The organism is Flavobacterium riviphilum (genome assembly GCF_055231795.1).
On the sequence record NZ_JBUYSY010000001.1, the window covers coordinates 225,258 to 248,203 of the forward strand.

General features: G+C 34.2%; 23 protein-coding genes. 14 read left to right on the forward strand and 9 right to left on the reverse strand.

The window, feature by feature from the left end:
* Window position 1 precedes the first annotated feature (1 nt).
* Window positions 2–721 (reverse strand): phosphoglycerol geranylgeranyltransferase, encoded by a 720-nt coding sequence (locus ACZIX2_RS01030; RefSeq protein ID WP_463338536.1) that lies wholly within the window; start codon window positions 719–721, stop codon window positions 2–4.
* Between the two features lie 60 nt (window positions 722–781).
* The gene (locus ACZIX2_RS01035; RefSeq protein ID WP_463338214.1) at window positions 782–1,423 is read right to left on the reverse strand and encodes a 4'-phosphopantetheinyl transferase family protein; all 642 of its coding nucleotides are present in this window, start codon (window positions 1,421–1,423) and stop codon (window positions 782–784) included.
* A gap of 294 nt (window positions 1,424–1,717) precedes the next feature.
* Between ACZIX2_RS01035 and ahcY the strand changes: the two genes are divergently transcribed.
* The 5 genes from ahcY (at window position 1,718) to ACZIX2_RS01060 (ending at window position 8,663) form a co-directional block, all read left to right on the forward strand.
* Window positions 1,718–3,034 (forward strand): adenosylhomocysteinase, encoded by a 1,317-nt coding sequence (gene ahcY, locus ACZIX2_RS01040; RefSeq protein WP_463338215.1) that lies wholly within the window; start codon window positions 1,718–1,720, stop codon window positions 3,032–3,034.
* Between the two features lie 337 nt (window positions 3,035–3,371).
* Window positions 3,372–4,388 (forward strand): hypothetical protein, encoded by a 1,017-nt coding sequence (locus ACZIX2_RS01045; protein WP_463338216.1) that lies wholly within the window; start codon window positions 3,372–3,374, stop codon window positions 4,386–4,388.
* Window positions 4,389–4,651: 263 nt separating this feature from the next.
* Window positions 4,652–4,876: a hypothetical protein gene (locus ACZIX2_RS01050; protein ID WP_463338217.1), complete on the forward strand. Its 225-nt coding sequence runs from the start codon at window positions 4,652–4,654 to the stop codon at window positions 4,874–4,876.
* 335 nt (window positions 4,877–5,211) lie between these two features.
* Window positions 5,212–6,315, forward strand: coding sequence for a fatty acid desaturase family protein (locus ACZIX2_RS01055; RefSeq protein ID WP_463338218.1), 1,104 nt, complete (start codon window positions 5,212–5,214; stop codon window positions 6,313–6,315).
* 38 nt (window positions 6,316–6,353) lie between these two features.
* Entirely contained in the window at window positions 6,354–8,663 is a 2,310-nt protein-coding gene (locus tag ACZIX2_RS01060; protein WP_463338219.1) for a patatin-like phospholipase family protein, read from the forward strand.
* A gap of 51 nt (window positions 8,664–8,714) precedes the next feature.
* Here ACZIX2_RS01060 and rpmA read toward each other — a convergent pair whose 3' ends face one another.
* Both rpmA and rplU read right to left on the reverse strand, forming a co-directional pair.
* A complete protein-coding gene (gene rpmA / locus ACZIX2_RS01065) occupies window positions 8,715–8,975 on the reverse strand; it encodes a 50S ribosomal protein L27 (protein WP_463338220.1) in 261 nt (86 codons plus the stop codon).
* Window positions 8,976–8,999: 24 nt separating this feature from the next.
* Window positions 9,000–9,428: a 50S ribosomal protein L21 gene (rplU, locus tag ACZIX2_RS01070; protein WP_463338221.1), complete on the reverse strand. Its 429-nt coding sequence runs from the start codon at window positions 9,426–9,428 to the stop codon at window positions 9,000–9,002.
* 248 nt (window positions 9,429–9,676) lie between these two features.
* Between rplU and ACZIX2_RS01075 the strand changes: the two genes are divergently transcribed.
* Together ACZIX2_RS01075 and ACZIX2_RS01080 are read left to right on the forward strand one after the other, a co-directional pair.
* The gene (locus ACZIX2_RS01075) at window positions 9,677–10,999 is read left to right on the forward strand and encodes a M16 family metallopeptidase (RefSeq protein ID WP_463338222.1); all 1,323 of its coding nucleotides are present in this window, start codon (window positions 9,677–9,679) and stop codon (window positions 10,997–10,999) included.
* A 16-nt stretch (window positions 11,000–11,015) separates the two neighbouring features.
* Window positions 11,016–13,046 (forward strand): M16 family metallopeptidase, encoded by a 2,031-nt coding sequence (locus tag ACZIX2_RS01080; protein ID WP_463338223.1) that lies wholly within the window; start codon window positions 11,016–11,018, stop codon window positions 13,044–13,046.
* A gap of 163 nt (window positions 13,047–13,209) precedes the next feature.
* Here the strand turns inward: ACZIX2_RS01080 and ACZIX2_RS01085 are convergent, their stop codons facing one another.
* A complete protein-coding gene (locus ACZIX2_RS01085; protein WP_463338224.1) occupies window positions 13,210–14,076 on the reverse strand; it encodes a DMT family transporter in 867 nt (288 codons plus the stop codon).
* A 104-nt stretch (window positions 14,077–14,180) separates the two neighbouring features.
* Here ACZIX2_RS01085 and ACZIX2_RS01090 point away from each other — a divergent pair, with 104 nt between their 5' ends.
* The 6 genes from ACZIX2_RS01090 (at window position 14,181) to ACZIX2_RS01115 (ending at window position 18,647) form a co-directional block, all read left to right on the forward strand.
* Window positions 14,181–14,555, forward strand: a complete 375-nt coding sequence (locus ACZIX2_RS01090; RefSeq protein WP_463338225.1) for a heavy-metal-associated domain-containing protein — start codon at window positions 14,181–14,183, stop codon at window positions 14,553–14,555.
* A gap of 649 nt (window positions 14,556–15,204) precedes the next feature.
* Complete coding sequence (locus tag ACZIX2_RS01095; protein ID WP_463338226.1) at window positions 15,205–15,711, forward strand: hypothetical protein; 507 nt, start codon at window positions 15,205–15,207, stop codon at window positions 15,709–15,711.
* Between the two features lie 23 nt (window positions 15,712–15,734).
* Window positions 15,735–16,100, forward strand: coding sequence for a hypothetical protein (locus ACZIX2_RS01100; RefSeq protein WP_463338227.1), 366 nt, complete (start codon window positions 15,735–15,737; stop codon window positions 16,098–16,100).
* 195 nt (window positions 16,101–16,295) lie between these two features.
* Window positions 16,296–17,318, forward strand: a complete 1,023-nt coding sequence (locus ACZIX2_RS01105) for a DUF2971 domain-containing protein (RefSeq protein ID WP_463338228.1) — start codon at window positions 16,296–16,298, stop codon at window positions 17,316–17,318.
* A gap of 75 nt (window positions 17,319–17,393) precedes the next feature.
* A complete protein-coding gene (locus ACZIX2_RS01110; protein ID WP_463338229.1) occupies window positions 17,394–18,206 on the forward strand; it encodes an LEM-3-like GIY-YIG domain-containing protein in 813 nt (270 codons plus the stop codon).
* 216 nt (window positions 18,207–18,422) lie between these two features.
* Window positions 18,423–18,647 carry a hypothetical protein gene (locus ACZIX2_RS01115; protein ID WP_463338230.1) on the forward strand — a complete coding sequence of 75 codons (225 nt, stop codon included), beginning with the start codon at window positions 18,423–18,425 and terminating at the stop codon, window positions 18,645–18,647.
* Between the two features lie 62 nt (window positions 18,648–18,709).
* Here the strand turns inward: ACZIX2_RS01115 and ACZIX2_RS01120 are convergent, their stop codons facing one another.
* The 4 genes from ACZIX2_RS01120 to mutY all read right to left on the reverse strand — a co-directional run bounded on the left by ACZIX2_RS01120 (window position 18,710) and on the right by mutY (window position 22,426).
* Entirely contained in the window at window positions 18,710–19,438 is a 729-nt protein-coding gene (locus ACZIX2_RS01120; protein ID WP_463338231.1) for a hypothetical protein, read from the reverse strand.
* A gap of 875 nt (window positions 19,439–20,313) precedes the next feature.
* A complete protein-coding gene (gene gldD, locus ACZIX2_RS01125) occupies window positions 20,314–20,877 on the reverse strand; it encodes a gliding motility lipoprotein GldD (protein ID WP_463338232.1) in 564 nt (187 codons plus the stop codon).
* 24 nt (window positions 20,878–20,901) lie between these two features.
* A complete protein-coding gene (locus ACZIX2_RS01130) occupies window positions 20,902–21,339 on the reverse strand; it encodes a single-stranded DNA-binding protein (protein ID WP_463338233.1) in 438 nt (145 codons plus the stop codon).
* A 43-nt stretch (window positions 21,340–21,382) separates the two neighbouring features.
* Window positions 21,383–22,426, reverse strand: coding sequence for an A/G-specific adenine glycosylase (gene mutY / locus ACZIX2_RS01135; protein ID WP_463338234.1), 1,044 nt, complete (start codon window positions 22,424–22,426; stop codon window positions 21,383–21,385).
* Between the two features lie 132 nt (window positions 22,427–22,558).
* On the opposite strand from mutY, the gene ACZIX2_RS01140 reads away from it, so the two are divergent.
* The gene (locus ACZIX2_RS01140) at window positions 22,559–22,849 is read left to right on the forward strand and encodes an HU family DNA-binding protein (RefSeq protein ID WP_007805026.1); all 291 of its coding nucleotides are present in this window, start codon (window positions 22,559–22,561) and stop codon (window positions 22,847–22,849) included.
* Window positions 22,850–22,946 lie beyond the last annotated feature (97 nt).

Consider the following 22,946-nt stretch of genomic DNA (forward strand, 5'->3'; position numbering starts at 1 on the left):
ATTATTTATTTTCAAAAAAAGAAGGATTTTTTTCAAAAGCCGTTCCGATTACTACCAAATCGGCACCAAAATCATACGCTTGCTGAATGCCTGACCAATTGGTAATTCCTCCTCCTACAATCAAAGGGATGTTGATGCTATGGGCCACCTCATGAATCATTTCTACAGGAACTGCATACTTTGCACCACTTCCCGCCTCGAGGTAAATCAGCTGATGTCCGAGCATTTCACCTGCCATAGCTGTATGACAAACTCCGTCGATATCGATGCGTGACATGGGTTGTGTTTTACTCACTCTAGCCACTGCTGTTACGTTACCACTTTCTATTAAAAGATAACCCGTAGGAATAATTTCTAAGGTTGTTTTCTTGAGAATTGGTGCTGCTTTAACTTGATGTTCAATCAAAAAATCAGGATTGCGACCCGATAACAGGGACAAAAACAAAATGCCATCGGCGTGAATAGAAATTTGAGAAGGATTACCAGGGAAAAGCAAAATGGGCAATTGACAAATTTCTTTAATTTTTACAATTAGCTCATCGAGGATGTTATTCTCTACATGACTCCCACCAACAAAAATATGAGTCGCAGGCGAAGCTATAATTTTTTGAATAAAAAGAGGCACATCTTGCAAATCGATTTTGTCGGGATCCAAAAGAACAGCAAGGAGCTTGCGTTTTTCTTTCTTGGCTTGCAAAATAGCCTGATAAATTGTTGTCATAAGCATCATCACACAGCTATTTGCTGAGCCTTCACAAAACTACAGAAAGAATAAATAAAATCAATAGCTTTTTTCAAAAGCATACACCAAAGTAAAATTGGCAAATTCTTCAAAAAAAATGGCGTATTCGTATTGTTTATTTTCAAAATCAAGCAAAGCGATAGTCTGAGCATCTGGAATCTCAAAAGGATGTACACGAATGTGGTCTTTAAAACTAATGCCTTTTTCGTTACGAATCTTGAAGATTGCTTCCTTGGCACCCCATTTTACGGTTAATTTCCGAATATAATCTTCTGTCGAAAAGCTTTGTAGTCGAGACAACTCAGCGGAATCGACAAATTTATCGGCGATGCGAAGGATTTTTTCTCGTTGTAATTCGATATCAATTCCAACGGATTGATTGCTTATGATGATGGCGGCGAATTCGTGAGAATGGGTAATGGATATGTATTTGTTGTCGTTCAAATGAGGTTTACCCGAAGCATCGTAAAACAAATCAAAGTCGGTATATCCTGCTTCGGCTAGTAATTTTCGAACACTTAAAAAGGCACGTTGATGCAGTTGCGACTTCATTCCGTTGAGTCGTTTCGTACTAAGCGCATTTAGGTGGATTTGCTCGTATAACTCCGAAAAAGACTCGGTGATGTGCCAGACATAGAGTGTGGTTTCTTGGTTATATGTGATGGTTTTAAATAAAGGCATTTGTAAATAGGGTGTTGTTTATAGTTTGTTCATGAATACAATTCTGTTGTCCATTAGCACATTGCCTAGCCCTGATGGGAACGGCATCCTTGTATGGCGGGGTTCGCCATACAAGATATAGTGGACAGCAGGATGAGCTCCATAAAAAAAATTTTACTTTAGGTTTAAAAACTAATTTGGTTAAGAATCTAATTCTTAAGAAATTAAACAATTCACAATTCTCGCCGAAATTGGTTTTTTTCTAAACTTATTACTTAAATTTGCAAAAAATTTCAACATACAAATATACTATAAATGAGTACAGCAACTACGCCTTATGTGGCTTACAAAGTGAAAGACATTTCCTTAGCAGCTTGGGGAAGAAAAGAAATTGAATTAGCAGAAGCTGAAATGCCAGGATTGATGGCACTTCGTGCAGAATATAAAGACGAACAACCTTTGAAAGGGGCTCGTATTGCAGGATGTTTACACATGACCATTCAAACCGCTGTTTTGATTGAAACTTTGGTAGCATTAGGAGCTGAAGTGACTTGGAGCTCTTGTAATATTTTTTCAACTCAAGATCAAGCAGCTGCGGCTATTGCTGCTGCAGGAATTCAGGTGTATGCTTGGAAAGGTCTTGACGAAGAATCATTTGACTGGTGTATTGAACAAACATTGTTCTTTGGTGAAGACAGAAAACCATTGAACATGATTTTGGACGATGGTGGAGATTTAACCAACATGGTTATTGATCGTTACCCAGAATTGGTTCCTGGAATCAAAGGATTGTCTGAAGAAACTACTACTGGAGTTCACAGATTATACGAAAGAATGAAAGCGGGAACATTACCAATGCCAGCTATCAACGTAAACGACTCGGTAACTAAATCTAAATTTGACAACAAATACGGCTGTAAAGAATCTGCTGTTGATGCCATCCGTCGTGCAACTGACGTGATGTTGGCTGGAAAAAGAGTGGTTGTTTGTGGATACGGAGACGTAGGAAAAGGTACTGCTGCTTCTTTTAGAGGTGCGGGATCTATTGTAACCGTAACAGAAATTGACCCAATTTGCGCGCTTCAAGCTGCCATGGACGGATATGAAGTTAAAAAATTAGATACTGTAGTTGGAAATGCTGACATTATCATTACCACAACTGGAAACAAAGACATCGTTTTGGGTTCTCATTTCGAAAAAATGAAAGACAAAACTATCGTTTGTAACATCGGACACTTTGACAACGAAATTGATATGGCTTGGTTGAACAAAAACCACAGTGCTTCAAAAATCGAAATCAAACCACAAGTGGACAAATATACTATCAACGGTAATGACATCATCATCTTAGCTGAAGGTCGTTTGGTAAACCTTGGTTGTGCTACAGGTCACCCAAGTTTTGTAATGAGTAACTCATTTACAAACCAAACGTTGGCTCAAATCGAATTGTGGAAAAACAGTGCCGCTTACAAAAATGAAGTGTATATGTTACCAAAGCATTTAGATGAAAAAGTAGCGATGTTGCACTTAGCTAAATTAGGTGTGGAATTAGAGACTTTACGTCCTGATCAAGCAGAATACATTGGAGTAACTGTTGAAGGTCCATTTAAGCCTGAATATTACAGATACTAGTATTACGATTTTAGTACAAAGAATTAAGACAAAACCCTTACAGGAAACTGAACTACATTCAGTTGTACTGTGAGGGTTTGTTGTTTTTGGTATGAGCCTTCGGAAAAACAAGTATTGAGATCAGTTTCAATCTATATGTCTAAATAAAACATATAAATTTTCAATCCCACTTCCAAAAATTTGTTATAAAAAGCATATTGCATAACAAGTAATTCTATGTTTTGTAGTATATCTTTTAATATATTTGATAAGTAAGATAAAATCATTTCACTAAGACGAATACCAATAATATAAAATGAAGCAAATTATACTACTTTTTTTCTCTCTAATGAACTTTATGCTCCTACTTGCACAAAATGATCCAATTAATAGATTTATAATACCTCCAAGAAATATTGATTTTAAAGACTGCGTAAAGAGTATTACAGTTTTTGATTATTCCATTAATCGCAGTAGAAACAATATGGATACTATTAAGGAAGTAAATAAAATACTATTCGACAAAAAAGGAATAACAACAAAACAATTTAACTGTGTAAAATCAATTGAAGACCCTTGGCAAATAATCGAATATGATAATAAAGGTAGAATAAAAACCATCTCCAGAAAAAACAATGACAAAATTTCATTGTTTGCAAAACAATTTTTTAATGAATTTTCTGAATACCCAGATTCATTAAATATCTATAGAGGAGAAAAAAGCAAAACCGAACAATATATAAATATCTTTAATGGAAAACTTTTAGTTAGACAAGAATTTTACACTCAAGACACATTGAGACATTACAACTCTTATAATTATGACAAAAAAAACAGACTAATTAAGGAATCATTTATCAATACAAAAAACGGATGGGGAATAACTATTGACAAAAGCATTACTGAAAACAAAGACGAAAAAACTCTTAACTCTAATAACCATATAACTTATGAGTACAATCTGATTAAAGACACTTTGGTTATTACAAAAACGAACATTACTCAAAAGCATACTAATAAAGAAATAAAAAGAGTATTAAGAAACAAAAAACACACTTTAGAAATTAATGATGAATATGATAATGATTATCTACAAAAATCCACACAAATTTACACTTCAAAAGATTCAATTTCCCATAATATCTTTTATTACAATAGCAAGAAGGAAATAAGGGGATATTATAAAACAATTACTACCCCAAATAGTCAAATTGGCAGTTGGAATAGCGACGTACATAAGGAAAAAGAAAGTACACAAACTATTAAAATTGAAATTGTACTCGACAAATTCAATAACTGGACAAAAAAAACATATTTATCAGACAATACTATAACAAGAATAATCACAAGAGAAATTGAATACTATTGTCATTAAATTACTAATGAATTTTGAGCAAACATTCCCAGAAAACATAAAACAATAAACAAACCCTTACAGGAAAGGGTTTGTTTATTGTTTTATGTTGTCAATCTAGCACCTCCAAAACCCAAGCTCTTCTAGCCTCCCGAATTAGCAGCCAAATCAAACACCAATAATCAGGACTCCGAATAGCCTAGGCCTTTTTTTTCAACAATCAAACCATAAACAACAAACTGAAATATTTTATATCTTTTTATCTTAATTGATTACTTATCCAAATGACCACACTAACTGTCAACATAAAAGATGTTTCGCAAATTGCCATCATCAAAAAAATTTTGAAAGCATTTGACGTGGAAGTAATTGAACAAAACAATGAAATTACAAATCCAAAAATAATCGAAAGATTAGAAAAACATCATGAAAACTTTCAAAATGCTACATACAGAGAAAAAAACTACACCAAAGTAAATGCCAAAAATATATGGGCAGATATACAATAGAAATAAGCAAATAAGCCCTTGCTGATTTATCCTAAATAAAAAAGACCGATTAGTTTATGAAATCATCGACCACGAAGTCGTAGTGATTATAATCTCTGCTTTAAGACATTATACTGACAAATAACTATTTGCATTTCAACGTAAGGTAATCTTTCAAAAATCATTCACAACATAAACAAACCCTTACAGGAAACTGAACTACATTCAGTTGTACTGTGAGGGTTTTTTATTGGATTTTTTTTTCAAAAAATCTAAACCTCTACTAATAAGCTATTAACGTTTTTTTTTAATATTTTTATGAGGTAAAAAAAATTCAATTGCTAAACTATTGCGTTATGAACAATATTGAAGTTAGACCCGAATTTCTACGCGCCGGAAAAGACGATTTTTTCAGAAAATTAAACAAGGAAGTCCAAGAAAAGGTTTTGAAAGATAAAAAACTGCAATATAAAAACATTTACAAAGCCATATTGTTGCTGTTCGTTTTTATCGCATCCTATAGCTGTATTCTCCTTTTGGGCAATTCCACCCCTTTGTTATTTCTTAGTTATCTTTTGATGGGATTTTCGATGATTTTACTTTTTGTAAATTCCTTTCATGATGCCAGCCACGGGGCCCTTTTTTTTACCAAAAAACAAAACAGAGCCTTTTGCTATATTGTGGATGTATTTGGCTCTAATAGCGAGATTTGGATTCAGCGTCATTTGGTTTTACACCATCCTTACCCAAATATCCAGCATTGGGATTGCGACATAAAACAAAGCGACGTGGTTCGGATATTCCCAAATAGTCCGAGATTTTCTTTTCATAAGTACCAACATATCTACATGTGGTTTCTGTATCCTCTTTATACCCTTATATGGTTATTCATTCGAGATTTTAAAGACTTTTTTGGCACCAAAGACAATTACTTAAAAAGAGTATACACCATTCCTCGTATTGAATACTTCAAACTCATTGTTGCCAAAATCTTTAATTTATGCTATATGCTGTTAATCCCATTTTGGGTGCTTGATCAAAAATTTACAACTATTCTTCTTGCTTGGGTGATCATGCACCTTTGCTCTAGTCTATTTGGAGTAGTAGCGCTAATCTCCACACATGTTGACGAAGATTCTATCTTTCCTGAAGTACCAAAAGATGGCAAAATGAATCTTACTTGGGCCGAGCACCAGATGAGAGTAACCAGAGATTTTAATGCCGGCCATCCTCTTTTTGATTTTCTATATGGCGGATTCACTCACCATGTTGCTCATCATTTGTTTCCAACTGTTGGACACACTTACTACCCCAAAATTACCCCAATTATCCAAAAATATGCTCAAGAAAACCAATTGCCCTACCAAAGCCGTCATGCAATAAATGCGATACATTCTCATTTCAAATTATTAAAAAATTCAGGACAAAAAGATGGCATCTTGTTTTCTTCTGAATTATAGTGTATCCTAAAAATAGTCATCCCCTAAACCACCATATTTTGAAAAGTATCCTCCCTTTTTTATTTTGCCTTAGTGTTTTTTCTTTCAACACTACCCTTTGGAGTCAGAACAAAAAACCCAAAATTGCCTTGGTTCTTAGTGGAGGTGGTGCCAAAGGCATAGCCCACATACCGGTACTTCAAGCATTGGACTCACTTGGCATTGTACCTGACCTAATTATAGGCACAAGCATGGGAAGTATTGTAGGTGGCTTATATGCCATGGGATATTCCGGAGATAGCATTGCCAAAATTGCCAAAACCACCCATTGGGACGAGCTACTCGGAGGCACCGTATCCTTAAACAATGTGAGTGTAGAAGAAATGGGGGAATTTAATAAATACCTTATTGATATTGATGTAAAAGATTACAAACCTAGAATCAAATCTTCTTTAATCAACGACCAAAACTTAAGGGAGTTTTTATCGGTACTCACCTATCCATCCTTCCAAACCACCAAATTTGACGAGCTTCCTATTCCCTATAGAGCCATAGCCACCGATATTGTAAACGGACAATTAGTAGTCATGGACGAAGGCTCCTTAGGTCTTGCTATGCGAGCAAGTATGTCTATTCCTGGGGTTTTCAAACCCGTTCCATACAAAAACACCTTACTTGTAGACGGAGGATTGCTAAACAATTTCCCTACAGATATCGCCAAAAAAATGGGTGCCGATTTTATTATTGGTAGCGATGTAGGAGACGAAAAAGTGAGTAAAGAACAACTCGAAAATCTTTCAACTTTAATTTTTCAATCTACCATGCTGATTAGCAATTTGAAAAACGAAGAAAACAGAAGGGCTTGTGACATTTTACTAAACCATTTCCCAAATCTTACCTACTCCACAGCCGATTTTAATGCTAGTACTACCCTATACAACGAAGGCAAAATTGCTACAAAACAAAACCTTCCCGCTTTAGTTGCATTAGCTCAAAAATTAAGACCCCATAGCAACAAAAAAATTGAGCTCTTACAAATTGACAAACAATTTGTCTTAGACACGATTGTTTACAACAATTTTAGCTCCTCAAATCTAAAATTAGTCACTAAACGTTCTAGCATACAAACAGGACAAAGCTATACCATTTCTAATATCGTTGAAGGTGTAAGAAAAGCCATTGGCACCAATTTATTCAATCAGATAAATTCGAATATTTACACCAAAGACAACCGTACATTTCTAGAACTTAATGCCTTCGAAAACTACAGAAGCCAACTCAAAGGTTCTTTGCATTTTGATAGCTTTAGAGGTTTTGGTGCCATTTTAAACTATACGGGCAGAAATTTATTAGGCGAATCCTCCCGTTTATTGATAACGACCGATATCGCTCAACAACCCCGAATTCGAGCGCAATACCAGAAGATTTTTGGACAAAATAAAAATTGGTGGTGGCGAACCGAAAACTACAACCATCGACTTATTCAAAACGTTTTCATTGAAGGAAAAATCGCTGATAATATTCAGTACAATGCTATTCATTTCAACAACCAAATCAACAGAAATATCAATTCGCTGAAGAGTTATTTGGGACTAGGAATCAACTATCATTTCACCCATTTACGTCCAAAAACAGACCCTACATTCAATACCATCTTCACCTTGCGCAGTTACTACTTGAATCAAACCGAATTGAATATTCACTACCATTACAACACAATTGACAAAGTATACTATGCCACCAAAGGGAGTAATCTTTATGTAGAACTTTCAAAATCATTGTTTCAAAAAGCCGATATTAATTTCATAAATTCCTCGAGAGAAAACTTTAGCGGAAGTTTGAATGGATTTACTAAATTGAATTTCAACTACGAATACAGAAAACCTATTTCGGACAAAGTTTTAATATTTCAAGCAAACTCAGGATTGTTGTTCGAAAATAATCGCAAGCCCAATCAGTTGTCGGTTTCAGAATACGGATACGCTTCCAAATATTTTTTAGGAGGATACACTACAAACCCATTAAAAAACGGCATTAGTTTTCCGGGTATAAAAGAAAACGAATTAAATGTTAGTCAGTTTATACATTTGAACCTGAGTCTTCAGAGCAATCTTAGCCAAAAAGTTTATTTAATTCCGCACATAGACCTTGCTAGTATTGGTTTTTCAAACATTAAAGAATACGGTCAAAATTTTCTATCGCCCAAAGGAAATTGGCAAAGTAAAGAAAGCTCTAGTTTCCTAGTGTCAACAGGAGCTACTGTTTCATATAACTCGTTTTTGGGTCCAATTAGTTTTGATGCTTCATGGGTAAACAATAACAAATTATCCTTATTCATTAGCATCGGGCTATTATTTAATCCGTCGTAATAAAAAAAGCCTGTCTTTTGGACAGGCTTAAAAATAGTAACATCGTTTTTGTTATGCTTCGAATGGAAGAACAGAAACGTATGATTTATTGTCTTTTTTCTTTTGGAACTTCACAACACCATCCACTTTTGCATGTAAAGTATGATCTTTACTGATGTAAACGTTTTCACCTGGATTGTGTTTAGAACCTCTTTGTCTTACGATGATGTTCCCAGCAATAGCCGCTTGACCACCAAAAATCTTAACGCCTAAACGTTTCGATTCTGATTCTCTACCATTCTTGGAACTACCGACACCTTTCTTGTGAGCCATGACGTATTGGTTTTAATATTGTTATTATTCTTTTGTTTCTTCTTTTTTAGCTTTTGGAGCTCTTTTTGCTTTAGGAGCTGGCGCTTCTTCAGTAGTTGCTTCTACAGCTGCTTTTTTAGTCGCTGCTTTTTTTGGAGCACCACCTGCAGTAATCCCCTCAATTACGATTTGAGTAAGATATTGTCTGTGACCATTTCTTTTTTTGTACCCTTTTCTTCTTTTCTTTTTGAAAACGATAACTTTATCTCCTTTTAAGTGTTGTAACACTTTTGCTTCAACTGAAGCACCTTCTATAGCTGGGGCGCCTAAAGTTACATTTCCATTATCGTCTAACAAAAGAACTTTGTCAAAAGAAACTTTTGAACCTTCTTCGTTAGCCAAACGGTGAACATAAACCTTTAAGTCTTTGCTTACTTTAAATTGTTGCCCTGCTATCTCTACGATTGCATACATACCAAATTGATTTATTGATTTTTAAGTTTGCAAATATACAACTAAAAATAAAACCTGCAATTCCTCCCTTAAAATTTATTTCATTCTTTCTTACTCCCTGACAATTAAGCATTTCAAATACCCCCACAACACGCCAAAACACTCGCAAAACAAGAATAACTACATAAGAATAACTAGAAAAAAGTATCTTTGACCTAACAAATACTGTTTTCTTCTACTTAAACAGCAATCAAACAAAGTAATAACCCATGAAAAAAACAATAATGGCCTTAAGTAGCGCACTCATGCTTGGAGGTGTAGCCTCTGCACAAAAAGTAGTTTTCGAAGAATACAACTTAGAAAATGGATTACATGTCATTTTACACCAAGACGCTTCTGCACCGGTTATCATTACTTCGGTAATGTACCATGTTGGCTCCAAAGACGAAAGACCTGATCGTACGGGTTTTGCGCATTTTTTTGAACATTTATTGTTTGAAGGCACCGAAAATATCAAACGCGGGGAATGGTTCAAAATTGTAACTGCCAATGGAGGAGTGAACAACGCTAACACTTCTGATGACAGAACGTATTATTATGAAATTTTCCCTTCCAATAATTTAGAGCTGGCACTTTGGATGGAATCCGAACGAATGATGAACCCAGTTATCAATAAGATTGGAGTTGACACTCAAAATGAAGTCGTTAAAGAAGAAAAAAGAACCCGTTATGACAACCAACCCTACGGCCGTTTTCAAATGGTGGTGAAAGAAAATTTATTCAAAAAACACCCGTATCGCTGGACCACCATTGGCGCCATGGAACATCTTGACGCAGCAACATTAGAGGAGTTTCAAGCGTTCAATAAAAAGTTCTACATCCCAAACAATGCGGTTTTAGTGGTAGCAGGAGACTTTCAAAAGGACCAGGCCAAGAAATGGATCGAGCAATATTTCGGATCCATTCCAAAAGGCGCACCCATAACTAGAACACAATATATTGAAGAACCAATAACCGAAACCATAAAAGCGCGTTTTGAAGACCACAACATTCAAATTCCAGCAGTTATCACTGCCTATCGCACACCATCCATGAAAACCAGAGATGCCCGTGTATTGGAATTGATTTCTTCGTATTTGAGTGATGGAAAAAGCTCTAAATTGTATAAAAAAATTGTTGACGAGAAAAAAATTGCCCTTCAAACGGGCGCTTTTAGCAACAGTCAAGAAGACTACGGCATGTATATAATATTTGGATTGCCCATGCCTCAACATACTGCTGATGATATTTTAAGAGAAATTGATGAAGAAATACTCAAACTCCAAACCGAACTCATTTCTGAAAAAGATTTTCAAAAACTGCAGAACAAATTCGACAATAACTTTGTCAACTCCAATGCTTCTATTGAAGGCATAGCCGAAAACTTAGCTACATACTATTTACTTTATGGCGACATCAACCTTATCAATACCGAAATTGAACTCATCCACTCCATTACCCGAGAAGAAATTCTCGAGGTAGCTAAAAAATACTTGAATCCTAACCAAAGGCTGGTATTAGATTATGTCCCAACTGCCGAAAAAACCAAATAATCCAGTCTGATTCAACATGAAAAATAGCCATATCTTCTTAACTCTTTTCTTTGCAATAGGAATTATGCAAGCACAAAACAGAACACAACCCACCCCCGGAGCTTCCCCAAAAGTTCAAATCTCAAAACCACAAAGCTTTGCTTTAAAAAACGGTTTAAAAGTATTAGTCGTTGAAAACCACAAATTACCCCGAGTAAGCTTTACCTTAACACTAGACAACCCTCCCTTTGCCGAAGGCAGCAAAAAAGGAGTAGACGATTTAACAAGCAGCTTGCTAGGTAACGGTAGCCAAAAAATCTCTAAAAATGATTTTAATGAAGAAATTGACTTTTTAGGAGCTAACCTCAACTTTTCATCTCGAGGTGCATCGGCAAGTTCGCTATCTAAATATTCGGGCCGTGTACTGGAATTACTAGCTCAGGGCGCTTTACTACCCAACTTTACCCAAGAAGAATTCGACAAAGAAAAAGCCAAAATCATCGAAGGTCTCAAAGCCAGCGAAAAAAGTGTAGCCGCTATTTCTAGCCGAGTTGTTGATGTACTAGCTTTTGGAAAAAACCATCCTTTTGGCGAATATCTCTCCGAGGAAAGCCTTATGAATGTCACTTTAGCCGATGTACAGAACAATTACAACAATAGGTTTTCTCCTGAAAATGCGTATTTGGTAATTATTGGCGATATAAAATTCAAAGAAACCAAAAAAGCTGTCGAAAAACTATTTGGCCATTGGGTCAAAAAAGTTGTTCCTAAAGAAACACATACTCCCAATGCCAACGTAGACCAATTACAAATCAACTTGGTAGATGTACCCAATGCCGTTCAATCTGAAATCTCATTGGTAAACAATCTTACTCTAAAAATGAGCGACCCCGATTTTTTCCCAGCTGTCATTGCCAATCAAATTTTAGGAGGCGATTTCAATTCCTATTTAAACATGAATTTGAGAGAAAAAAACGCATGGACTTATGGCGCTAATTCTAGCCTTGGTAGTGGCAAACACATTACCAAATTCGTAGCCACAGCAGCGGTAAGAAACGCAGTTACTGATAGTGCTGTAGTTGAGTTCATCAAAGAAATTAAAAAAATCAGAACCGAAAAAGTAGCCGATGAAGTTCTAAATAACGTAAAAGCAGGATACATTGGTCGTTTTGTTATGCAAGTACAAAAACCACAAGCCGTAGCCCGCTATGCCCTTAACATCGAAACCGAACAACTGCCCACCGATTTTTACGAAAAATATATACAAACGATCAATGCCGTAACACCTGATGACATCCTTCGTGTGGCTAATAAATATTTCCTTCTGGTCCACGCCCGTATCGTAGTGATTGGAAAAGCAAGCGAAATCACTCCGGGATTAGAAAAACTCCAATTACCGCTCTACTTTTTTGACAAATATGGCAATCCTACAGAAAAACCAATAGCAAAAAAAGAAATCCCAACAGGAATTACCGCCAAAAGTGTGTTAGAAAATTACATCAAAGCCATAGGCGGCATAGAAGCTTTAAAAAAAGTAAAATCAATCGTGACCATTGCCAGTGGATCAATTCAAGGCACAACAGTTGAGATGACTTCAAAAATAACCTCAGACAAAAAATTGAGCGTTGAAATGAAAGCTGGAGGCGCAACCATGATGAAAAGAGTACTTGGAGACCAATCAGGATACGCTATCCAACAAGGACAACGCAAAGACCTTTCAACAAAAGAGTTTTTAGAAAAGAAAGCCGACATGAATCCTTTTGATGAATTACCGTTACTTGATAAAGCCAGCATCACATTAGCAGGGATCGAATCCATCAACGATACAGATGCCTACGCAATCAAAGATGGCCAATCAACGTTGTATTACGATACAAAAAACTACTTCAAAATTGCAGAGAGCAAAACGTCTGACAAGGGAACACAAACCACTTATTTCAATGATTACAGAGAAGTTAAAGGAATCAAATTCCCTCACACAACCATAATGAACATTGGCATAGAGCTTAAACTTACCACTTCCAAAATAAAAATCAACGAAGGCGTAACTGATGCCGATTTTCAATAATCACAAATAAAATTAAAACAACAAAGACTGCTTTCATCGGCAGTCTTTTTTAGTTTACAATATTTTGTCCCGGCCATCAAAAATGATTTCCGTTATCGGTTTTTGCATCTCTAGCTTTTCTAATTTGCAGCTTTCTGCCTTCTCTTTTCTATAAATCTACAGTCTATTTCCTTGCCGACAAATACACGCCAACCAATACAATAAAAGCCCCAAAGAGCTGTACAGGAGTCAACATTTCATGATCCAATACTCCCCAAAAAAAAGCCACCACCGGAATCAAATAGGTAACCGAAGTTGCAAAAACAGGGGACGAAATCTGAATCAATTTAAAGAAAACAATATTGGCAATTCCCGTTCCTAAAACACCCAAAATCAAAATGTAAAGCATCGATTCTTGGACCTTAACTTCGTGGAGCACCGTAAAAAAATCCGTGAAGTACAATACCCCCAATGCCGGAAACAGTAAAACCAAAAAATTTCCTGTACTGATACTCAAGGGGGGCAAATCGGATAAATGCTTCTTAATCAAATTGACATTGGTAGCGTAACAAATAGAAGCAATAACCACCAAAATAGCATAGTAATAATTTTGGTTGGGATGATGTACTGCGCCATTCCAAATCAAAAGCAAACTTCCCGCTAGCCCAATCAAAACACCAAAAATTTGATTGCGTCTAAAATCCAAATGAAAGAAGATAGCACCAATTAATAATGTATTCAAAGGAGTTAAAGAATTTAAAATCGAACTAATCGAGCTGTCAATTTGCGTTTGTGCAATGGCAAACAAATAAGCAGGAATAAAGGTCCCAAACAAGGAGGTCAAGGCAACATATTTCCATTGATGGTGTGGAATTTTAATCAAACTTTTAAAACCAATCAACAACAAAAAAAGTGCTGCAAAAATAATGCGCAAAGAACCTAATTGAAAGGCGCTCAATCCTACCAACCCTTTTTTAATCAGGATAAACGAACTACCCCAAATGAGCGATAAAAGCAATAAAAAAACCCACTTGAATTGTTTAGCAACCATACTTTTAATTTTGGGCCAAAATTCTAACAATTTTACGAATATTCGGCGCGCTTTTTGATTAATTTTGTCCCGATCATATTTTAAATAATTATAATTCAACTACAATGAATATCAATAAAACAATTGTTGCGCTTGCTTTGGCTAGTATCGCAATGGTAGGTTGCAAAAAAGAAACTGAAACTGCAAAACCAGCAGAAGTAGCTATTGAGGCTCCAAAAGCCCAAAAACCAATTGCAGCCGCTAATCTTCAAACAGCAAGTTTGGCCATCGAAGGCATGACTTGCGCTATGGGGTGCGCCAAAACTATCGAAAAAAAATTAGCCGAATCTGAAGGAGTAGAAAAAGCTACCGTAGATTTTGACAAAAAATTAGCCACCATTTCTTTTGACAAAACGGTTCAAAACCCAACGTCATTGACTAAAATTATTGAAGGGGTTGCCGATGGAAAAACCTACAAAGTAGTACCTACGAAATCGTAATTCAAAAAACACTAAAATCAAAAAGCATTCGCCAAAAACGAATGCTTTTTTTTGATTCTTACTTACCCTACTGTATTAATTTAAGCATTTTTATGTCATGCTGAGGAACGAAGTATCAAACAAAGTGAAATGCTTTAAGGATTCTCTAAAATAAGACACCTAACAATACAACCCATTACTCTTCTTGTATATGATGATTGACCCTACCTATCTATATAATCAAGACCAAACAACAACTTGAACCTGATGAACATCAAAAAAGAAACGGATGATGTAACAAATCGACCGCGGTCGATTCAGTAATTGACCGCGGTCGATTGATCAAATGACCGCGATCAATTAAACGGTTCGTCTTGATGAATTTATATAACGAACCGTATCAGGTCAAAAAGCGATGAGGATGAAAACAAAAAAATAATTAAATAAGGTTTTCAGGCCAACCTTAATACAAATAAAGCTTTTTTTTCTTATCTGAATTTAAATTTAATTAAAAGAAAAAATAAATATATTTGAAAAACGATATTGCGAAACAAAAATCATTCATCTACCTGAATTTCTGTATTTACTAAAGTTTGTTTCGCTTATAAACAAGTTATGCGTCAGTTTACCGCAGAATACAGAAAATTTACTAACCAAAAACAAAAAAAATATGGGCTTTTTTAATCTTTTCTCTTCAAAGAAACCGTCAAAAAAATTTAATCAAATAGCTTTAGAATTTCAAAGTTTAGATTTTCAAGAACTTTTAGAGATATCTTCCTTTTATGAAGAACACCAAAACGAAGGGAAATTCAATTCGATTTCTTATGAAACAATTTTAAATATACCTTTCTTAAACTCGTTCAACAAAATTAGGTTAAGAGTTTCAAGTACCGAAAAGGAATTTGACAAACTTAAAATGGTAACTTTTGTAAGTGACTATGACATTACAATTGACGAAATTGCAAATCTTGTTAAACTATTTACAAATTTATTTGAAATTTATGATGACGATTTCACTGAAGTTGATGTAATGCGAATCGAATCAGGTGAATGGCGAGGACGAAGTTATTTGTTAGACCTAGGCTTTGTAATGATTGAATTCGACAAATTAGGACAATTAAATTTTAGTGTAGCTGGCTTTCAAAATTTTATAGAGTATCTAGATAACATATCCTAAAGCTAAATATTAAAATAGTAATTATGGGTTTACGGTATCAAAAAAGAATTGGTGGAAATAAGGGATTTGGTTTAAATCTAAGTGGTTCTGGTATTTCAAGTAGTTACAGAACCAAATATGGAACTATTGGTTCAAAAGGTTTTTCAATTAGAAGTGGAATTCCAGGACTATCTTTTAGAAGTGGATATGGTCGTGGTAAAGATAAAGGAGTAACTGCTATAATAATTCTTGGAATAATTGTTTCCGGCTTTTTATTATATTATTCAGCAATAATTCTATACAATTTAGCATTGTTCTTAATTTGGGCTTTTGAGGAAGTTCGTAAATTGATTTTGAGGAAATATTACATTTGGAAAGAATATAAAGAGTCTGAAAAAGTGCAGAATTAAAAACAAAATAATGTATAAAAAACCGAACGCATAACCGCCGTTTGGCAATATGGCGGGATTTGGCTTAATTTAAAGACGGTTTTGTACTTGTAAAATAGTCATTAACCGAAAATTTAGGCTTCTTTAATCCGCCACATCGCCAAGCGGCATAACGTTGTAGGCAATTGCAAAAACAGACGTGATAAAAATCGAAATATGCTAGTTTATAAATATAGAGGCGGAAACTCAGAAATCTTTATTCGCGATTTAGTTTCTTTGGAAAATAATTACTATTGGGCTCCAAATTTCGACGACTTAAATGATACTACTGAAAATGCTGTTGGTCATGAAATATTTTTACAACAATTGACTTTGGTTAATTCGATATTTGGAAATGGGAACAAGGATAGTCAAAATCCTGTTGAAATCGCTCTTAAAAATTTACTTTCTCATAATGCAAAAATGGGAATATATTCTTTATCAAAATCATATCTTGAAGAACTTCTTTGGGTACACTATGCAAACTCACACAAAGGCTTTTGCATCGAATATGACAAAGAAATACTTCTAGAAAGTTTTAAAAATGAAAATCCTTTACCATTTGACGTTGAATATGAGAAATTACCACCAGAAATTGACATTTTGGACATATCCGAAAAAAATGCTATTATCCAAAAGATGGCTGGCTATAAATCACAATGCTGGAAATACGAAAATGAATTTAGAATCGTCCATGGCGATTATGGAAAACAATTCTATAATTATAAAGCTGTAAAATCGATATATTTTGGCGCAAGAATGCTTGAAAATCAAAAAATTGAGTTAATAAATACATTAAAAGGTCGCGGTATAAAATATTTCCAAATAGAACGCATAGATAAAACTTTCCAGTTTACGGCTAAAGAAATAAGAGATCATAATGGTGAAGTCAAAACTTATTTAACACAAATTCCGTGTACAATAACGAAACATAAACCCGTAAAATTTGAAATTACTAAACAAAAGTTCTTTAAGCCAATCTTACTTGGAGAAATTGAAATTAGATTAGAATCAATTATTAATAATAATGAAATAATTTGGCTGGCAAACACCATAAAAGATGTAATTTTTCAAACAGCAAATAGCATTTTCATTACTTACTACATCGAAAATCAAAACGATGATTTGGTTCCGTGGGCGACATCCAATTTTGTTGACAATATGTTTGAAATAAACATTAACGATCATCATGACCTATAGCAACTGCCTACAACCACCATTCCAATCGAAAAACAGTTGAAGACAATTGTTAAATGACCTAATACCTTTGAAACTATGAAAAATAATGACTACTATGTTTATGCTCTAATTGATCCAAGAGATAATCAATATTTTTATATTGGAAAAGGTCGAGGTAAAAGATATATGGCACATTTAAAAAAAAATCGACTTGATTTTAACTTAACTAAGCTTGGTCGAATTGCAGATATTGAAAAAAATGGATACCAAGTTAAGATAGAGATATTATTCCCAAACATATCTGAGGAAGTAGCTTTTGAGTTAGAAAAAATTATAATCTATAAACTTGGAAGACAAATTCTAAATGAAGGGATTCTAACGAATATGAATCCTGGCGGAAATTGGAAAAAGAATGATTCAGTTTTATATTCTGAAAATTATCAACCTGATTTTAATTTAGATAAATTGGATTTTGTAGCGCGAGAAAAATTTCTGTCAATAAAAACTGTAAGGAAAGCAAATTACCTTAATACCAAAAATGAGAAACAAATAATTTGCAGATATACAAATAATGGAGATTTCGATTCAATACAGTCTTTGAATTGTTTTCTATTAGATGGATTTATGGGAAACACAATTGAGTTACTAAAAGCATTGAATGAAAATGAGTTACCAATTTACCTTCACTCGATTTTTTCGAAATATTTTTATCCCAAAATTTATATTTCAAAACATCTTCCATTTTCAGATTTTGATATATTAGATGAACAATTCAATAAAGATTTTGATTTACTATTTGCGCAAGGGAACGATTTTCAATTAGACTTCAATTTAAACGGAATCCTGAGACAGAAAGCCGAACGAAAAAAGGACCTTATATTTCTACATTCTTACTATAATTCTGGATAAATAAAATCTTTTCGACAATCTAAAAACGGTAATCTTTTTGGAGAATCACGTGATTGGTACGAAAACGGCAATCTAAAACTTGAAGAAATACGCAAAGAAAATCAAACAGGAATTTGCCGAATTACATATTTTGAAAACGGAAACAAACACATAGAAACCAGTAATTTCAATAGAAAACAAACTTATAAAAGATGGTTTGAAAATGGGAAAGTACAAATGGAATTTTTTGAAGAGCTTGGTTACATTGAATACAACGAACTCGGTATAAAAATTACATCAGCTTTTGAAAGAAGTAAAATTATCAGTGAAAATAATCAGTTTGATTTTTCATTTCCAATTGAATTGTCCGAGGAAATGAAAGAAGAAAAAAGACAATCAGATCTAGATTGGCAAGAATATGAAAATTTATTTAGAAAACCCGATCGCTCGGATATGGAATAAATTTCTTCGGTTGGATAGCGCGAAGCTTTTTTACTTCGCGCAAAATTACCACAAAGGAAACGTTAGCCTTTTTGAAAAAAGAACTCATGAGTATTAATAATTGCCGACCTCCCCATTTGCACTAAATTTCTAGTTTTTTTCAAAAAAATACCTAAGGATTTTTCGTTATAAATAAGTTTCATTTCATTTGAATAATCTGTTACAAGATACATATCTCCCTCTAACTTAAAAAAAGGAATATCTTGCTTACCTTTCATCTTAATTGCCTTATTAACAACTACCCCTTTTGACAAAGCCTCTTTTAAAATAGATTCATCTTTTTCTTTTGACGCTACTTTTGTATATGAAACCATCATATTCATCCACTCATCACTATCTATCAAATACCAATTTACCTTGTTAAAATCAATTCCTTGGTCACTTATCCAACCATAGCTTGTAAATGCTAGTAGTACTTGTTTTCTTCCATCGAGTTTTGGATTATCCGTTGGACTAAATTCTTGAATTTTGAATGAAATTACAGAAGTTGATGACATGTCCTTTAATTTTTTACCATCAAAATCAAGAGTTTTCAACGAAAAACTTGTTAATTCTGGATGATTGGACAAAACCCATTCTGTAGCATTCAATTCTGCTCTTTCTTTCATATCTTCAATTGCCATGATTCCAGCGCCAATAGCCATTAAACCAGCCCCAACTGCAACTGCTGTAGCGACGCCCTTATCTTGAGAATTAGAATTTTTAGGCAATAACAAAAATACAATGGTTAAAAAAATTACACTTTTTTTCATTTGAAATAATATTAATATTGGTTTAGTAAAATTTAGTTTTTCATTTAATAACAGCTCTAATTTCAGACTTTCATTTTTTGTTTATATTAAATTATATTCAACTTATAAAAATTGATTAAAAAACTATTAATACCTCTATAAAATCAATAACTAATAGATCTATAATAAACTAAAAAAAAAGTTTTAAAAAAATCAAATGTAATATTAAACGATCCTCTATACAATACCCAGATTTAGTGATTTTACAACTGTCTTGTCCTTAAATAGGTTTACATAAAAGTGTAAAATATGGAAAGATTTTCAAGAAACTAGAACGTGTTTAATTAGTGAACAAATCAAAAATGTGGAGGAATGGCTTGAGAAGAAAATTGACATAATTTTCACTTTCGAATTATAAAATTAGAGTGTTTATAAAAATGAATGGTTTCAAATTGAAATTTCGACTATGGTTTATGATTTTGAAAGTAATCCCATTTTAAAAATGTAACCTTGAAAAACGAAGTGATATGACTTCGTTTTCTTGTCATTCTTAGGTCTAATTTTTGTTTTGAAAAAACTTTTATACTTACGTTTACTCAGTCAGATTGAGCTCAGTCGAAAACCTTATTTAGCAGAACCTCTAAGGTAGAAACAAAGAATCACATAATGTAAACAACTTAAGTGGTAGCTCCCCCAATTCGCTTCGCTCTTATTCTCCTTTGTTGGAAAAACAAAATCAAAATTGTTTTTTTTTTAATTAATGACATTTTAGAAAAGCGTCTCGCTCATGCACACCTGCAAATTTATTAACAATGAATCTTCATAAATCAAAAAGCATTCGCCAGAAACGAATGCTTTTTTTGTATTTAAAATTCTTTCTTAGAAAAACAAAAACATTACTCCCATTGTAAGGTTTCCATCAAATGTTGCATGTCGTTTTTAATGTAACTTGCTGCCGGCATGACCGAATCAAAATTGGGCTTGGCATAAAAATACAATGACCCGGTTACAAAATGACGCGTACTGTCGGTCAAATAAAACTGTGAATTGGTCGCCGCATTACCATCCACCTGATAAAACATACCATATACTTTTTTATCCGGATTAATATATGGTTGCTCTACGATATCATCTGCTTTAATTACATGTTCAAAAGTTAGTTTTTGAGCATCACGCAACAACGCTTTTAGATTGTTAGAAACAGGCTTGTACGTTAAATAGAGTGTAGCTTTCATTTTGGGATAATGAATAGTATAACTACAATCGGGTTTGCCATTAATTTGCGCTTTTGCATTCATTTCAAAGCCATAAGCACATTTTCCTTTAAATGCTGTATAGGTGGCTTTAGGATAATCTAAACGCAAATACCCTGTGGGTTTAGGTAACACTTCGTCTTTGCAGGCAACCATCATAAACAACACAGTACAAAAAGCAAAAATAACCGCAATTTTATTTCTCATTCTTAAAAAATCTTTCACTTCTATTTAAAATGGTAAATCATTAATAGGTAGATTACCATTTGCAGGGTCAAAGTTAGTGTTTTTTGCCGATTCTGTATTGGCATTACCCTTTTGTTCCTGCTCCTTTTTGGTAGTCAAAAAGGTAAACTCCGTGACTTGTATTTCGGTAGTTGTTTTCATGGTACCATCTTCGGCTTGCCATTGACGGGTTTTGATACGACCCTCAACGTATATTTTATCGCCTTTGGAAAGGTATTTTTCGCAAATCTCCGCCGCTTTATTACGTACGACTAAGTTATGCCACTCGGTAGACGTAATTTTCTCGTTGGTCGATTTATTAATATACACTTCGTTCGTAGCCAATTGAAAGCGTCCAATACAGTTACCGCCTTCAAAATAATGCATCTTGATATCGTCGCCCAGATGCCCAATTAACATCACTTTATTTAAAGTCCCGTTCATAATAATTAAGGTATTTCAACCAAAGATACATTATTTTTAAAAACTATCTAGCAGCATATTCTTCAATAAAATTGTGAATCACTATAGGAAATGGAAAGATTTTTAATTGTTCCGTAGTGATTCCATCCTCTAAAGCATTGGCAATCGTAACTTTCCAAAACTTAATATACAAATGTTGATGCGATAATTTATGCACTATACTTATAGGATTTACTTCTTCAATACCAACCAACGATGATCCGAAAGAAGTTTCACTCTTTATTAAAGACGCAATCTTTTTGAAACCTTCTTCTTTTGGTGTTTCTATCAAAGGGAACTCATATAGATTATACCAAATGCCTTTGTCGGTGCGCTGTTGTAGCTTCGTATTACCATTGGCATCACTCAGTACTATATAATTAAAGTAACGATGGGTAACTTTTGTCTTTTTCAGCTTTACAGGTAAATCGGCTACTGTTCCTTTTTGCAACGCCACACAACTGGAATTAAAAATACAATCGGTACAATTCGGGCTTTTGGGCACACATTGCAAAGCACCAAATTCCATTATAGCTTGATTAAACAGCGCGGGTTGTGCTTTGGGCAATAATTCGGCAGCTAAAGCGGTAAATTCCTTTTTGGTTCTCCCTAAACTGATGTCAGACTCGATTCCGAAATACCGAGACAAGACTCGAAACACATTTCCGTCTACCACAGGAACGGGTTCTTCAAAAGCAAACGATGCTATGGCAGCGGCAGTATATTCGCCAACTCCTTTTAATTGTATAAGACCAGCATAGGAGTTTGGAAAAACGCCATTCAATTCCCTAACTATATATTGTGCGGTTTGATGCAGGTTTCTTGCTCTAGAATAATATCCTAACCCTTGCCAAAGCTTAAGTACCTGTTGCTCGTCGGCTTTGGCTAAATCAAACACGGTAGGAAAAGCAGTTAAAAACGAAAAATAATAGGGCATTCCTTGCGTTACACGCGTTTGTTGCAGCATAATTTCGGAGAGCCAAATGGGATAAGGGTCGTTGGTATTTCTCCACGGCAACTCTCTTTTATTGCCTAAATACCAGTTTATCAATAGATTAGCAAAATTCATAATAATAATTTGTCAGCAAAAGTAAAAGTTTATGTAATTAAATTTTAACGATTTAGGTTGAATTATTGCATATTAAATTCATATATTTGCAAACTCAAAAAAAACATACAACAATATTAAATAGGAAAGAAAATGACGAAAGCAGATATCGTAGCAAAGATTTCAGAAAAATTGGGTCTTGAAAAAGGTGACGTTCAAGCCACAGTTGAAACTTTTATGGAGGAAGTAAAAACTTCACTTGAAACTGGAGACAATGTATATCTAAGAGGTTTCGGAAGCTTTATCGTAAAAACAAGAGCAGAAAAAACAGGTAGAAATATTTCCAAAAATACTACAATTAAAATTCCAGCACACAACATTCCAGCATTTAAACCTGCAAAAGTGTTTGTTGAAGGAGTTAAGACAAATAACGAAGCAAAATAATCTATTAATTAACATAAAAATCTTAGGATATGCCAAGTGGTAAAAAAAGAAAGAGACATAAGGTAGCAACTCACAAACGTAAAAAAAGAGCGAGAGC

Excerpts from the sequence above, each read along its gene's own strand:
- ACZIX2_RS01030 (WP_463338536.1), bottom strand. The coding sequence starts at position 721 with ATGACAACAATTTATCAGGCTATTTTGCAAGCCAAGAAAGAAAAACGC.
- ACZIX2_RS01035 (WP_463338214.1), bottom strand. The coding sequence starts at position 1,423 with ATGCCTTTATTTAAAACCATCACATATAACCAAGAAACCACACTCTAT.
- ahcY (WP_463338215.1), top strand. The coding sequence starts at position 1,718 with ATGAGTACAGCAACTACGCCTTATGTGGCTTACAAAGTGAAAGACATT.
- ACZIX2_RS01045 (WP_463338216.1), top strand. The coding sequence starts at position 3,372 with ATGCTCCTACTTGCACAAAATGATCCAATTAATAGATTTATAATACCT.
- ACZIX2_RS01050 (WP_463338217.1), top strand. The coding sequence starts at position 4,652 with ATGACCACACTAACTGTCAACATAAAAGATGTTTCGCAAATTGCCATC.
- ACZIX2_RS01055 (WP_463338218.1), top strand. The coding sequence starts at position 5,212 with ATGAACAATATTGAAGTTAGACCCGAATTTCTACGCGCCGGAAAAGAC.
- rpmA (WP_463338220.1), bottom strand. The coding sequence starts at position 8,975 with ATGGCTCACAAGAAAGGTGTCGGTAGTTCCAAGAATGGTAGAGAATCA.
- rplU (WP_463338221.1), bottom strand. The coding sequence starts at position 9,428 with ATGTATGCAATCGTAGAGATAGCAGGGCAACAATTTAAAGTAAGCAAA.
- ACZIX2_RS01075 (WP_463338222.1), top strand. The coding sequence starts at position 9,677 with ATGAAAAAAACAATAATGGCCTTAAGTAGCGCACTCATGCTTGGAGGT.
- ACZIX2_RS01080 (WP_463338223.1), top strand. The coding sequence starts at position 11,016 with ATGAAAAATAGCCATATCTTCTTAACTCTTTTCTTTGCAATAGGAATT.
- ACZIX2_RS01085 (WP_463338224.1), bottom strand. The coding sequence starts at position 14,076 with ATGGTTGCTAAACAATTCAAGTGGGTTTTTTTATTGCTTTTATCGCTC.
- ACZIX2_RS01090 (WP_463338225.1), top strand. The coding sequence starts at position 14,181 with ATGAATATCAATAAAACAATTGTTGCGCTTGCTTTGGCTAGTATCGCA.
- ACZIX2_RS01095 (WP_463338226.1), top strand. The coding sequence starts at position 15,205 with ATGGGCTTTTTTAATCTTTTCTCTTCAAAGAAACCGTCAAAAAAATTT.
- ACZIX2_RS01100 (WP_463338227.1), top strand. The coding sequence starts at position 15,735 with ATGGGTTTACGGTATCAAAAAAGAATTGGTGGAAATAAGGGATTTGGT.
- ACZIX2_RS01105 (WP_463338228.1), top strand. The coding sequence starts at position 16,296 with ATGCTAGTTTATAAATATAGAGGCGGAAACTCAGAAATCTTTATTCGC.
- ACZIX2_RS01110 (WP_463338229.1), top strand. The coding sequence starts at position 17,394 with ATGAAAAATAATGACTACTATGTTTATGCTCTAATTGATCCAAGAGAT.
- ACZIX2_RS01115 (WP_463338230.1), top strand. The coding sequence starts at position 18,423 with ATGGAATTTTTTGAAGAGCTTGGTTACATTGAATACAACGAACTCGGT.
- ACZIX2_RS01120 (WP_463338231.1), bottom strand. The coding sequence starts at position 19,438 with ATGAAAAAAAGTGTAATTTTTTTAACCATTGTATTTTTGTTATTGCCT.
- gldD (WP_463338232.1), bottom strand. The coding sequence starts at position 20,877 with ATGAGAAATAAAATTGCGGTTATTTTTGCTTTTTGTACTGTGTTGTTT.
- ACZIX2_RS01130 (WP_463338233.1), bottom strand. The coding sequence starts at position 21,339 with ATGAACGGGACTTTAAATAAAGTGATGTTAATTGGGCATCTGGGCGAC.
- mutY (WP_463338234.1), bottom strand. The coding sequence starts at position 22,426 with ATGAATTTTGCTAATCTATTGATAAACTGGTATTTAGGCAATAAAAGA.
- ACZIX2_RS01140 (WP_007805026.1), top strand. The coding sequence starts at position 22,559 with ATGACGAAAGCAGATATCGTAGCAAAGATTTCAGAAAAATTGGGTCTT.